This window comes from Psychrobacter cibarius (genome assembly GCF_904845955.1).
In the GTDB taxonomy this organism is placed as follows: Bacteria; Pseudomonadota; Gammaproteobacteria; order Pseudomonadales; family Moraxellaceae; genus Psychrobacter; species Psychrobacter cibarius_B.
In genome coordinates this window covers 408,037-421,443 of record NZ_CAJGYX010000003.1, presented here as the reverse complement: position 1 = coordinate 421,443, position 13,407 = coordinate 408,037, and the positions used below count along the sequence as shown (strand labels likewise).

General features: G+C 42.1%; 12 protein-coding genes. 5 read left to right on the top strand and 7 right to left on the bottom strand.

The features are described 5' to 3' along the window. Positions 1 to 71 precede the first annotated feature (71 nt). The gene (gene mtnP, locus JMV76_RS08525) at positions 72 to 995 is read right to left on the bottom strand and encodes an S-methyl-5'-thioadenosine phosphorylase (RefSeq protein ID WP_201502349.1); all 924 of its coding nucleotides are present in this window, start codon (positions 993 to 995) and stop codon (positions 72 to 74) included. 509 nt (positions 996 to 1,504) lie between these two features. Here mtnP and JMV76_RS08520 point away from each other — a divergent pair. Genes JMV76_RS08520 through JMV76_RS08510 form a run of 3 tightly spaced genes read left to right on the top strand, consistent with a single transcriptional unit; the run spans position 1,505 to position 5,127 of the window. Next, positions 1,505 to 2,524, top strand: coding sequence for a TAXI family TRAP transporter solute-binding subunit (locus tag JMV76_RS08520; protein WP_201502348.1), 1,020 nt, complete (start codon positions 1,505 to 1,507; stop codon positions 2,522 to 2,524). Next, on the top strand, positions 2,505 to 3,065 hold the full coding sequence (locus JMV76_RS08515; protein WP_227690234.1) for a DUF1850 domain-containing protein: 561 nt from the start codon (positions 2,505 to 2,507) through the stop codon (positions 3,063 to 3,065). Before JMV76_RS08520 ends, JMV76_RS08515 begins: the two co-directional genes overlap by 20 nt. A 10-nt stretch (positions 3,066 to 3,075) precedes the next feature. After that, complete coding sequence (locus JMV76_RS08510) at positions 3,076 to 5,127, top strand: TRAP transporter permease (protein WP_374190052.1); 2,052 nt, start codon at positions 3,076 to 3,078, stop codon at positions 5,125 to 5,127. Between the two features lie 126 nt (positions 5,128 to 5,253). Here the strand turns inward: JMV76_RS08510 and lipA are convergent, their stop codons facing one another. Continuing rightward, positions 5,254 to 6,297, bottom strand: coding sequence for a lipoyl synthase (gene lipA / locus JMV76_RS08505; RefSeq protein ID WP_055123860.1), 1,044 nt, complete (start codon positions 6,295 to 6,297; stop codon positions 5,254 to 5,256). A 174-nt stretch (positions 6,298 to 6,471) separates the two neighbouring features. Beyond that, entirely contained in the window at positions 6,472 to 6,882 is a 411-nt protein-coding gene (locus tag JMV76_RS08500) for a carboxymuconolactone decarboxylase family protein (protein WP_201502426.1), read from the bottom strand. 485 nt (positions 6,883 to 7,367) lie between these two features. Here JMV76_RS08500 and acnB point away from each other — a divergent pair, with 485 nt between their 5' ends. After that, on the top strand, positions 7,368 to 9,971 hold the full coding sequence (gene acnB / locus JMV76_RS08495) for a bifunctional aconitate hydratase 2/2-methylisocitrate dehydratase (RefSeq protein ID WP_201502346.1): 2,604 nt from the start codon (positions 7,368 to 7,370) through the stop codon (positions 9,969 to 9,971). Between the two features lie 380 nt (positions 9,972 to 10,351). Here the strand turns inward: acnB and JMV76_RS08490 are convergent, their stop codons facing one another. Further along, positions 10,352 to 10,786 carry an IS630 family transposase gene (locus JMV76_RS08490; protein WP_307783653.1) on the bottom strand — a complete coding sequence of 145 codons (435 nt, stop codon included), beginning with the start codon at positions 10,784 to 10,786 and terminating at the stop codon, positions 10,352 to 10,354. A 20-nt stretch (positions 10,787 to 10,806) separates the two neighbouring features. Then, complete coding sequence (locus JMV76_RS08485; protein WP_201502345.1) at positions 10,807 to 11,109, bottom strand: IS630 transposase-related protein; 303 nt, start codon at positions 11,107 to 11,109, stop codon at positions 10,807 to 10,809. A gap of 234 nt (positions 11,110 to 11,343) precedes the next feature. Here JMV76_RS08485 and JMV76_RS08480 point away from each other — a divergent pair, with 234 nt between their 5' ends. Continuing rightward, entirely contained in the window at positions 11,344 to 11,565 is a 222-nt protein-coding gene (locus JMV76_RS08480) for a hypothetical protein (protein ID WP_201502344.1), read from the top strand. Here the strand turns inward: JMV76_RS08480 and JMV76_RS08475 are convergent. Further along, on the bottom strand, positions 11,552 to 12,391 hold the full coding sequence (locus tag JMV76_RS08475; protein WP_201502343.1) for an IS630 family transposase: 840 nt from the start codon (positions 12,389 to 12,391) through the stop codon (positions 11,552 to 11,554). The two genes, JMV76_RS08480 and JMV76_RS08475, sit on opposite strands and share 14 nt — an antisense overlap. Before the next feature lie 523 nt (positions 12,392 to 12,914). Then, complete coding sequence (locus JMV76_RS08470) at positions 12,915 to 13,394, bottom strand: IS630 family transposase (protein ID WP_265090284.1); 480 nt, start codon at positions 13,392 to 13,394, stop codon at positions 12,915 to 12,917. Between the last annotated feature and the right edge of the window lie 13 nt (positions 13,395 to 13,407).

Here is a 13,407-nt window from a genome sequence, read left to right as displayed (position 1 = left end):
AAACTATTGTGTAGGCTCTATTGGGTTAATTATAGTTTGATGGCTTTTTTGTTGACAATAAATGCATACTGCTAAGGCAATAATACTAAAATTCTGGTCTTGGTCTTGGTCTTGGTCTTGGTCTCATCGCTCATCGCCTCTACTGGCGTGACTAACGCTTTAGCTAAAGCCGTATGGGCAATAGAGTCGGGCTGTTCTACAGCGAGTAGGGCGACCGCCTGCTTAATCACTGCTTGAGCGTTTTCAGAATTTTTCATTAGATTTCTTATGGCATAATCGGCGCTGACATCCTCTTCGGTAGGATGCCAACTATCAAAATCCGTGACCAATGCTAGCGTCGCGTAAGCCATACTCGCTTCACGAGCAAGCTTAGCCTCTGGCATATTGGTCATACCGATGATATCTGCTTGCATCTGTCGATACCAGTGTGATTCTGCACGAGTGGAGAACTGTGGCCCTTCGATACAGATATAAGTGGCTTTTGCATGACATTGACCTTGAGCTATCTGCGCCTGAGCATAAGCACGCGTTAGAATATCCGCGACTTTAGGACATAAAGGATCAGCCATCGTGACGTGTGCCACTGCACCTTCCCCAAAAAAACTGATGCTTCGATGCTTAGTCATATCGATCATTTGATCGGGAATAACCATATCTAATGGCTTAAGCGCTTCTCTTAGCGACCCCACTGCCGATACCGAAATGACGTAACGTACGCCCAAAGTTTTGAGGGCATAAATATTGGCACGATAAGGCAATTCGGAAGGGGTGAATTTGTGACCTTGACCATGACGAGTTAGAAAAGCGACCTTTACGCCATTTAATTCACCTAAGACAATGTCATCAGAGGGTTTGCCGTAAGGCGTCGATATGCTGACACTGCGTTTATTGGTTAAATCTTGCATCTGATAAAGACCACTACCGCCAATGATGGCGATATCGGCAGATACCGATACCGATACTGCCGCTGACTTTTCTACACTAGATATTGTCATAAAGTTTTTCCCTATTTTAGAGTAACAGATAACGTTGCCAAGATATGTGGTGACGAATTTATAAATTTAGACGGGATCTACTTTAAGTGAGTTGCCTTACGAGACAACTGCTTAGGTTTTATATATAAAATATAATCAATCCTACAGTATGGTAAGAGTGCATTAAGAGCTACCATCTAGTCATTTTATATCAGTATTTTTTGGTCAAATAACCTCGTTTATATTTAGATGATTATAAAGGTTTACAATAGACACAGACTTTGTTTAAATGAATTGTATTATGAAACATTGTTCCGCATAGCAAAACTATATTTGGCTATTAATTCATTATAAGAACTGCTGCTCCTTTACTTAAATAGCTTCGCATATCAAGTATGAGTGTAGAGGGAATCTGGATGGCAGTTTATTTATAGTAAGAATTGCTATATTATTACAGGTCTGTAACGCATCACTATTGATATATTGATGCCGTTAAGTGTATTAACTCGATTATTTCAAGGATGAATTCAATGCTCAACTCTCTAAAATCCCCGTTACTTTTATCAGCAATGTTAAGCGCCACTTTAGGTCTGACGGCATGCTCATCACCAAGTTCAGAAAGTACTGACAGTACGGCAACAGATAGCGCTGCTACTGACACTGCTGCCGACAAGCTTGATACCAAGTTTCTTACCATCGCCACTGGCGGAGCATCTGGCCCTTATAACATCATCGGTACCTCATTATCAGAAGTCTATGTCAAAACCTTTGGGGTCAACTCAAAAACACAAACCACTGGCGCTTCAGTCGAAAACGTCAACCTATTAACCCAAGGCAAGGTCGATATGGTGTTGGCGCTCAGTGATGTAGTCACCGACGCGGTCGAAGGCATAAACAACTTTGATAAGCCGATAACCAACATCCAACAGATTGCAGTCTTGTACCCTAATGTGGTGCAAATTGTCACCACCAAAAAATCTGGCATCAAAAATATTGAAGACCTACGTGGTAAGCGCATCGCTGTGGGCGATCAAGGCTCTGGCACAGAAGTAAATGCTCGGACGCTATTAGAAGGGTTTGGTATCACATATGATGATGTGACCGTTGATTATTTAGGCTTTGCGGAAGCAGCGGACGGTATGAAAGCGGGTAAAATTGAAGCGGCTTTCTTTAGTAGTGGTCTGCCAAACTCTTCATTGATGGAGCTAGAGCAGGGTCTAGACTTACAGTTGATCACCATCAATCAAGACAAGCTAAAAGAAATCATTGCGACTAAGCCTTACTTTAAGACTTTTGAGATTCCTGCTGGCACTTATGGCAATGACGCCGCGATTCCAACCGCAGCAATCATGAATGCTCTATTGGTTAGCTCAGAGTTATCTGAAGCAGATGGTTACAAGCTGACCAAAGCATTATTTGACAATTTAGACGGTCTAAAAACAGCGCACCAAGCGGCTAATGATATTAGCTTAGCAACCGCTCGTGAAGGTATGGTCGCACCTATCCATCCTGGCGCTAAAAAGTACTATGATGAGCAAGCAGCTAAATAAGCGTTTAGGGTTATTGATTGGCGTGGCAGGCATTGCCGCGCTGGTTTTTTTTACGCTATGGCATCTCTTTGTCCGTCAGCCTGTGGTGGAAGTGCGTGTCGCAGGCGTTGATGGTGCTAATGATAAAGTTTGCTACTTTGTCGAGCCAAATTTTCAATTGCGCTGGATACACTCTGTAGAAAAACAATGGTGGGAAGAGCAATACCAACGTATAGACAGCAGCAGTACAGAAGACGCTGAATTGCTGCTGACCACCACTTATTTTGAAGCTTTTGGGGCGGGCACACCCTCAACCGAAGCGCTTGCTACGATACAAAAACCTGGCTATCTGGGTTATCAAATCAATGAGAAATTGCCTAAGCTTAATTGGGTGGTCTCACGGCTTACCAAAGGTGAGATTGACTATGGTAACTACCAGATGCTCATTCATCGCTGGGTGCCAGACTATTCTGAAGTAACGATCATGCCGAAAACGTATGGTTTCATTGATAGATTTAACAAGGATTTGTGTCATGAACTCCCAAGTGATGGATCACAATAATGTGACAACGATGTCAGATAACCATATCAATAACGACTTGCCTATACATTCCAACACGGATGCTGATACTCATGTCGACGCTGAACTTGAGGCGCAAGCCCACAATAAAGCCATATTAGAAAAGTATGATAGAGAATCCATCACAAGGCACATCACTCAAGGACCAGTGAAGTATTTTATCGCTGGACTTTGCATTTTATATTCACTGTTTCATTTATATATCACTTTTAATCCCATGCCAGCGCTGCTACAGCGCTCTGTACACGTGGGCATTGGTTTTGCGCTGATTTTTTTGATTTTCCCCGCAAGTAAAAAAAGCAGCCGTCAGCGCGTGGCATGGTATGACTGGATTTGGTTTGCCCTGTCATTGTCTGGCATGGCTTATCTGATATATGAGTATCAAGATATCGTGACCTCACGTGGCGGTATGGCCAATCAGATGGATGTGATATTTTCGCTGATTACGGTGGTCTGCGTATTAGAAGGTAGTCGCCGTATCACAGGTTGGATTTTACCGATATTGGCAGGGATATTCTTGGCGTATCCGTTTGTCAGCCATTTGGATTTTATGCCAGACCGGTTACTGACTCGTCCTTATGATATGGGTGATATTTTTGGTCAATTATTCTTAAAAACGGAAGGTTTATATTCTGTTGCGATTGGTGCATCGGTCACTTTTATCTTTTTATTCATTCTTTTTGGTGCATTCTTAGCGCGCTCGGGAATGGGACAGCTGTTTAATGATTTGGCATTGGCAATTGCGGGTCATAAAAAAGGTGGTCCGGCAAAAGTGGCGGTCATCTCTAGTGGTTTTATGGGCAGTATTAATGGCTCTGCTTTGTCAAACGTGGTCAGTACTGGTGCTTTTACCATTCCGTTGATGAAAAAGGTTGGTTATCACAAAGATTTTGCGGGTGCCGTTGAGGCGAGTGCCTCTGTTGGCGGGCAAATATTACCGCCGATTATGGGCGCGAGTGCCTTTATTATGGCGGAGACAACAGGCTTGCCGTATAGCACAATTGCGTTGGCGGCCTTATTGCCAGCGATATTGTATTATCTGGGCGTCATTGCACAGGTGCATTTTCGCGCTGGTCGTCGTGATCTAAAAGGTATCGCTAAAGAAAGCTTGCCAGCCGTGAAAGAAGTATTAAAAGCCCGCGGTCATATGCTGCTACCGATTGTATTTTTGATTTTCTTATTAATCAGAAATGTGCCCGTTGGTTATGCAGCGGCTTATACCATTGGTTTTACTGTCGTGGTTAGTATGCTGCGTAAAGAGACCAGAATGGGTTTCTCTGACATTTTGGGTGCATTAGAAGATGGTGCACGCCAGTCGCTCGCGGTAATGGCTGCTTGTGCAGTCGTCGGTATTATCATCGGAGTCGTGAGTCTAACCAGCTTTGGAACGGTGATGACCTCATCAATTGTCACACTTGGTGCAGGATCGTTATTTTTCACACTCATTTTGACCATGCTTGCCTCGATGGTATTGGGCATGGGACTGCCGTCTATTCCTGCCTATATTATTACAGCAACGATGGCAGCACCAGCCTTAGCTGGTTTTGATATTCCAATTTTATCAGCGCACATGTTTGTTTTTTACTTTGGTATTTTTGCCAATATTACACCGCCTGTGTGTCTAGCCGCCTTTGCTGGTGCGGGCATATCTGGTGGCGATCCGATGAAGACAGGATTTTTATCGCTCAAACTGGCACTCGCCGGATTTATCGTGCCGTTTATGTTTATCTATAGTCCAGCGATGTTAATGATTGATCCTACTGGGCTTGCGGTAACTGCTAAGGACTTCCCGCTACCACCTATTATCGATATTATCACGGTAGTATTGACGTCAATTACGGGTGTTATCGCACTTAGTGCAGCATTAGAGGGTTATTTTAAAAGCGATATGAGCCCAGTAACACGCGTTATTTTGGCAATCGGAGCTTTGCTGTTAATCTATCCTGGAATAACGACTGGTCTAGTGGGTGGCATGATCGTTATTGCTATCGCCATCCTTAATACTAGAAACAGTGGCGAGCCAACGCCTACTTTAACCATTTAAGACGTTGCGGTTGAAGGTTTTAAAAATCTATTAAAGCTAAAAAAAGGGTGAATAACATAAAATGTTATTCACCCTTTTTACATGCTCAGCTTAAGTTTTAAGTATTAGCTCATTAAACCCCGACACTTAGCAGCCAAGTTTGCCTTCTGCTGCCAAGGCTTTTTTGCTACGAATCGGTGCAGGGCAGTCTTCGCCGTAATATTGACGATCGGCAAAGTAGCTTGAGCGTACCATTGGGCCTGCCCAAATGTTAAAGAAGCCGATTTTTTTACCATAGTCCATATAACGCTGGAACTCATCTGGATGGACGTAACGATCGACAGGCGCGTGGTTTTTACTGGGTTGTAGATACTGACCAACCGTAATCATATCCACATTATGTGCCTTTAAATCGTCAAGTAGCGCATAAATTTCTTCTTCAGTCTCACCAAGACCGACCATAAAACCACACTTGGTCGCGATATCAGGACGGCGCTCTTTATAGAGCTTGAGCAAATCTAACGAATGCTGATAGTCAGAGCCTGGACGGAACGCTTTATACAGGCGAGGCACGGTTTCGATGTTATGGTTAAAGACATCTGGCGGTGTTTCAGTTAACAAGTCTAGCGCGATATCCATACGACCACGGAAATCAGGCACCAATATTTCAATGAGGCAATTCGGGCTAAGTGCGCGAGATTCATTGAGCACTTCAACGAAATGCATCGCGCCGCCATCTTTTAGATCGTCACGATCCACAGAGGTGATTACCGCATACTTAAGCTGCAAACCTAAAATAGTCTCGGCAGTGTGACGCGGCTCATCTGCATCTAGCTCATTCGGACGACCATGACCGACGTCACAGAACGGACAGCGACGGGTACAGATATCACCCATAATCATAAAGGTCGCGGTGCCATCAGCGAAGCACTGCGGCAGGTTAGGGCAGGCCGCTTCCTCACAAACGGTATAGAGCTTTTGCTCGCGCAAGGTGGCTTTGATACGAGCTACTTCAGCGGGCGAGGACATTTTAACCCGAATCCAATCTGGCTTTTTCTTGGCCTCGATGGTCGGAATCACTTTAATTGGGATACGGGCAACTTTATCATAGCCACGTAGTTTTTCGCCTTGGATGGCTTTTTTAGGTTTGACCTTAGCAGCAGGCACATGTGTTTGTACGGCAGTTGTCATAATAAAGTATCTCTTAACCCTTTATAGTATAAGGGTTTATGGAATTATTAGAATGTGTTGTGAGTGAGGACATTATAGCAGAAACTTAGGGGCTAATTTTCAATGAATAATGTTTAACTGATCATTTTGAGGTGGATCATTAAGGCTACTATGGTTTGTCTCGCAACCATAGTTTTAAATATCTATATCAATATCCAACTCATTCAGGATTTCTATGGCAGCACGAAACGCTTCTTGAGTAGCAGGTGCCCCGCAATAAGGCAAGCTGTGCATTAATACTTCTCGAATCTCAGCGACACTTGCGCCATTATTGATGGCACCTCGAATGTGCCCTTTTAGCTCAGTGGGGCTTTTTTGCGCAATTAAAAAAGCGATGGTGATTAATGAGCGGTATTTGCGTGGCAATACTGAGTCATCTTGCCATGTGCTGCCCCAAGCGTGTTCGATAATCCAGTCTTGTAATGGTTGGGTAAATCCAGTCGTGCTGTCAAGCGAGCGTTTGACATGTGCCTCACCCATTACTTCGGTGCGAACTTTCAGACCGTTTTGATAATTAGCGTTGCTCTTTATATGGCTGTTTTCCATATGGCTGTTTTCTCTATTTTTGTTTTCCATTGCACTACTATCCATATCATCATCCTTAATGTTTATTCGTTTAGTATATGGTTAATAAAAGTTGTTTTTTCAAGCGTTATTTTTCTAAGTGATATTTTCTCTAAGCTATCGTATCAAGATGATATTTTATCAAATAATATCCTACAAAGCGTCTAGCAGTCACAGCGTCTTTATTTAATCATAAATCGAGGGGTGCTTGACTAAAATGACAAGCTGTATATCGATTGTGAAAGGCTGCTCAATCATATTGTTGATGGTACTATTTATATAATAAATGTTCAATATGAGCCCTTTATAACCGCTTTATGAGCCTTTTAAAGGCTGAGCCATTAACATTTAGAGCGTTTTAAGCTATGATTGCACCAATAATTATTCCATCTAGTATATAGACGCAGGCGGTCATGCTGACTACCCACGTAATGTACTAATACTCCCAACTGACGAGGACGACTATTGTGTTAGAAGCTTATCGTAAACATGTCGAAGAACGTGCTGAGCTAGGAACGGTTCCGCTACCACTGAATGAAAAACAAGTAGCAGAGTTGGTTGAACTACTAAAGAATCCACCAGCAGGCGAAGATGCGTTCTTGATGAACCTGCTAGAAAACCGTATTCCTGCTGGCGTTGACCAAGCGGCTTACGTTAAAGCAGCGTTTTTAGCAGCGATCCTTAAGGGTGAAACCTCTTCACCACTTATTAGCAAGCAAAAAGCCGTTCAAATCCTAGGCACGATGCAAGGTGGCTACAACGTTCAACCATTGGTTGCTGCACTGGATGACGCGGAAGTGGCACAAGATGCTGCTGAAGCGTTGAAAAAGACATTACTGGTGTTTGACGCGTTCAATGACGTGACTGAAAAAGCAGAAGCGGGCAATGCTATCGCTAAAGAAGTGGTTCAATCTTGGGCTGACGCTGAATGGTTCTTGAACCGTGATGCTGTGCCAGCAAAGACGACTTACACGACGTTTAAAGTGACTGGCGAAACCAACACTGATGACTTGTCGCCTGCGCAAGATGCGTGGAGCCGTCCTGATATCCCATTGCATTCATTGGCTATGCACAAAAACTCTCGCGACGGCATCACGGCTGACGAAGAGGGCGTTGTCGGTCCAATGAAGCAAATCGAAGCGTTAAAAGAAAAAGGCCATCCACTCGCTTATGTTGGTGACGTGGTAGGTACAGGCTCTAGCCGTAAATCTGCGACCAACTCAGTATTGTGGCTCATGGGCGATGATATCCCTAACGTGCCAAACAAACGTGGCGGCGGTCTAGTACTTGGTAACAATATCGCTCCTATCTTCTTTAACACGATGGAAGATTCTGGCGCATTGCCAATCGAAAAAGTAGCCGTTGATAACCTAAACATGGGTGATGTATTTGACATCTATCCTTATGAAGGCAAAATCACTAAACATGATTCAGATGAAGTGTTGTCTACGTTCAAATTGAACTCACCAACATTGCTTGATGAAGTTCGTGCTGGCGGTCGTATTCCATTGATCGTTGGTCGTGGTTTGACCAATCGTGCTCGCGCATACATGGGTCTTGGACATTCAGATATCTTTGCTAAGCCAGAAGAGCCAGTTGATACGGGTAAAGGTTTTACCCTAGCGCAAAAAATGGTCGGTAAAGCTTGTGGTCTAGAGGGCGTACGTCCTGGTATGTACTGTGAGCCTAAAATGACGACTGTAGGATCGCAGGATACGACTGGTCCGATGACTCGTGATGAGCTAAAAGATTTGGCTTGCCTAGGTTTCCAAGCAGACTTAGTAATGCAGTCATTCTGTCACACTGCCGCTTATCCAAAACCAGTTGACGTTGAGACTCAGCACACACTACCTGACTTTATCATGAACCGTGGCGGCGTAAGCTTACGTCCAGGTGATGGTATCATTCATAGCTGGTTGAACCGTATGCTATTGCCAGATACCGTTGGTACTGGTGGTGACTCGCATACGCGTTTCCCAATGGGTATCTCGTTCCCAGCTGGTTCTGGTCTGGTAGCATTTGCCGCAGCGACTGGTGTTATGCCTCTAGATATGCCTGAATCTGTCCGTGTACGCTTCGTTAGCGAACGTCAGGCTGGTATCACGTTGCGTGACCTAGTACATGCGATTCCTTATCAAGCGATTAAAGAAGGTCTATTGACCGTTGATAAGAAAGGCAAAATCAACGAGTTTAATGGTCGTATCCTTGAGATCGAAGGTCTAGAAGACTTGACCGCTGAGCAAGCATTTGAGCTATCTGATGCCTCAGCTGAGCGTAGTGCTGCTGGTTGTACCATCACCTTGTCTGAAGCGTCAGTGACTGAGTACTTAAACTCAAACATTACCCTTCTAAAATGGATGATCTCAGAAGGCTATGGCGATGCGCGTACTATCAGCCGTCGTATCGAGCAGATGCAAGAATGGCTAGCGAACCCAAGCCTATTACGCGCTGATGCTGATGCTGAATACGCCATCGACATGACTATCGATATGAGCACGATTAAAGAGCCTATCCTTTGCTGCCCGAACGATCCAGACGATGCAAAAACATTGGCTGATGTCGCTGGCGATACCATTGATGAAGTATTCATTGGTTCATGTATGACCAACATCGGTCATTTCCGCGCTGCGGGTAAACTGCTACAAGACGTACCAGCAGGTAGTTTGAAAACTCGTCTATGGATTGCGCCGCCGACTAAGATGGATGCGCGTCAGTTGATGGAAGAAGGTTACTACAACATCTACGCTCAAGCCGGCGCTCGTACTGAGATGCCAGGTTGTTCACTATGTATGGGTAATCAAGCACGTATCGCACCGAAGTCTACGGCGGTATCGACGTCAACTCGTAACTTCCCGAACCGTCTCGGTCAAGGCGCTAACGTATACCTAGCTTCTGCAGAGCTTGCAGCCGTAGCAGCGGTACTTGGTAAGTTGCCAACCAACGAAGAATATCAGCAGTACGCTGGTATGCTTGATAGCATGGGCGAGGAAGTGTATCAGTACATGAACTTCGATCGTATGGATTCTTATACTGAAGAAGCCGACAAAATTAACGTTGCTCAATTGACCTAATCTTGAGTATACAAGCTTTTAAAATTAGAAGCTTTATACTAAAAACTTTATACGTAAGACAAAAAACCCCCGTATCGTGATGATGCGGGGGTTTTTGTTATGAGAAAAGAGAGATAGATGATTTTATATAGTTTTTTGCGTAGACTATTCAAACAGTTTGGTTTGATATATATTTTAAATATAAAAATATTTAGAGGGTGTATTTGTGAAGTTTGAAGATTATTATTGCATGAGACAAATAGAAGAGAGAGGCCTTAAAAGTGAAAATGTTGCTACTAATAAAGAATATAGTCAGTTCAAAATAAAAGTGTTATGCCTTGGACAAAGATCATAAAACAATTTGGATAAGTCGTTTTCCATCCAGCCTTGGCGTAGAAACTTTACCTGAGCCCATTTTTCTCGATAGGGTTCAGATCAGGGCTGTACGGCGGTAGCCAAAGAATACGATGACCATGCCTGTTCAGTAGCTTTTGAATGCGTTTATTCTTATGAAATCTGGCATTATCCATCACAATCACGCATTTGGTTTTAAGACTTGGGATTAGCTTGTGTTTGCACCAGTCGTAGAATATGCTGCTGTTAATGTTGTGCTTAAAGTAATCTAGTGCAAACAGCATCTTTTCATATAGAGCACCGATAACGTTGGTTCGCTTTTTACCTTGCCAGTTGTAACTATCGATACAGGGTTTACCAATCGGTGCATAACCATGAGAGCGAATGGTCTCGTGCTCAAAGCCGCTTTCATCCATATAGACGATGGGATAGCCTTGTTGTTTAAAGTTATCAAGCTTACTGTGGTATATCGCTCTTTTGATCGGACAGGCTTTTGGGTGTTCTAAGGTCTTTTTTGACTGATGCCAAGTCGCTTTAGGGCATGATAAATGCCTGTTTTACTACAGTTTAGACGACGAGCTCGCTCATACTGGTAATCATCGGGATGCTCTTTAACATCATTAAGTAGCACGTCATCTGGTATTTTATAGGGTTTGGTTTGCCTGGTTGTTTTGCTATGAACACGTCTCTTCCAGTTTTGTATGGTGGTTGGGCTGAGATTATAGAATTCAGCCGCCTCGGCAAAGGTCATACCATCATCTAAGCTTTTTAGTACTTGTTTGCGAAAATCTAGCGAGTAAGTCATGGTCTTTATAATAACAATTGGGTTTGATAATTAGTTTATAACACTTTTAGGTGGGCTTGACTATATACTGATTCCTTAGATGAGTACCGCCAAATTGATGATATTATTCTTGATTTTCATAATAATTTTTATGTTTTTGAGGATTTTTCAAATAAACTTTATACATTCATGCTTTTAATAGTTATGGTTTTTTTAGTATTGAGCTTTAGCTCTTTCAGCTTTTTATCAATATCCATGGCAAGTTTAGAATTTTTAAAATATTTTTTTGATATACCTGTTGAAAAATTTTTTATAATAAAAGCATGGTATACCTCTATAGGATCAATCGTAATTTCAGCAATTTTATTTGCTTTTTTTCTGTTTTTAAGAGATAAAGGGTATCAAAGTAGCTATTACAAAAGGTTGTTAAAAACTGATAAGACTAGTAATGAGTATACTATAGTCAATCCAGAATAAAATTGGTACAACCCATATCATGAAACAGCTTAGGTAAATTATTCTCCATCCACCCTTGTCGTAGAAACTTAGCCTGTGCCCATTTTTTTTCAATAGGGTTTAAATCAGGGCTGTAAGGCGGTAGAAATAACAAGCGATGACCATGCCTGTTGAGTAATCTCTGAACGCGTTTATGAAAGCTGGCGTTATCCATGACGATTACGCATTTTATTTTAAGACTTGGTATTAGCGTGTTTTTGCACCAGTTGTAGAATATGTCGCCATTGATATTCTTTTCGAAGTAATCAAGTGCAAATAACGCTTTTTCATATAAGGCACCAATAACATTGGTGCGTTTTTTACCTTGCCAGTTATAGCTATCGATGCAAGGGGTACCAATAGGTGCATAGCCATGAGAGCGGATGGTCTCAGCCTCGAAGCCACTCTCATCCATGTATACAATTGAATAGCCTTGAGCGATGTAGTCGCCCAGTTTACTTAGATATTTAGCTCTGTTTAATGGGCAAGCTTTTGGATGCTCTAAGGTCTTTTTTTGACTGATACCAAGACGTTTTAAAGCGGCCTCGATGCCCGACTTACTACAGCCAAAACGCTGTGCTCTCTCGTACATGTAATCGTCTGGATGCTGTTCAACATCTTTTAATAAAGCTTCGTTAGGTATTTTACTGGGTGGTTTATTGCGAGTGAGTTTAATACTAGGATCTTTGAGCCAATTCTGTAGCGTGGCCTTACTAATGTCATAAAATGCACAAGCTTGTCTGATACTCATATCTTGTTGTTCGACACTTTTAATCACTTGAGCACGGAAGTCTGCTGAATAAGTCATAATCTTTTTACTTTTCGCTTGTTTTAAAACTACTGTACCACTTTTATAAAATATCTACTATAGTAAGGGTTTTAATAAGTTTAAAGATTTTACAGTAAGAGATTATAGAATACATTGGATTAATTGCCTATTCGCTCCGAAAGATATTGAATATGTATTCGAAACTTATAATAGCTACGTTAATCACAAAGATGATTTAGATCAAGTCGCTAGTGTAAAAGGTATTTTTACTATATTTGCAACAGGTGGTATAGGATTTTTGGCATCTTATCATGCAAATGTACAAAGTAAAAGTCCAGATTTTTTTCAAAAGACCCACAATTTTTCTTTAATTTATCATTTATGATTTTTTATGCTTTATTATTTGTATCTTTGATATATTTCATATTTTACCTTATGAAGGATTTATTCTTTGATTTTATAGACCTCTTTAGAAAGAATAATGAGGTTACGGAGGTTAGAAAAAAAAGACTTGCCTATTATATATAGTTAAGTCGTTATAAAATCGATACAGCCTATATAGTTAAGTCGTTATAAAATCGATACAACCTATATCATGAAATAGTTTAGGCAGATTATTCTCCATCCAACCTTGGCGTAAAAACTTTGCTTGTGCCCACTTCTTTTCAATGGGGTTGAGATCAGGACTGCAGGGTGGCAGCCATAGAATGCGACGGCCATGCCTGTTCAGTAATCTCTGAATACGCTTATTTTTATGAAACCGAGCATTATCCATGACAATCACGCATTTAGTCTTGAGACTTGGAATAAGCGTGAACTTGCACCAGTCATAAAATATATGGCTGTTGATATTCTGTTCAAAGTAATCAAGCGCAAACAGTACTTTCTCATAGAGAGCACCGATGACGTTGGTACGTTTTTTTGCTTGCCAGTTGTAGCTATCAATACAAGGGGTTCCAATCGGTGCATAGCCATAAGGTCTGATAGTTTCAGCCTCAAAGCCACTTTCATCCATATATACTATGGGATAACCTTGCTGCATAAAGCTACTAAGC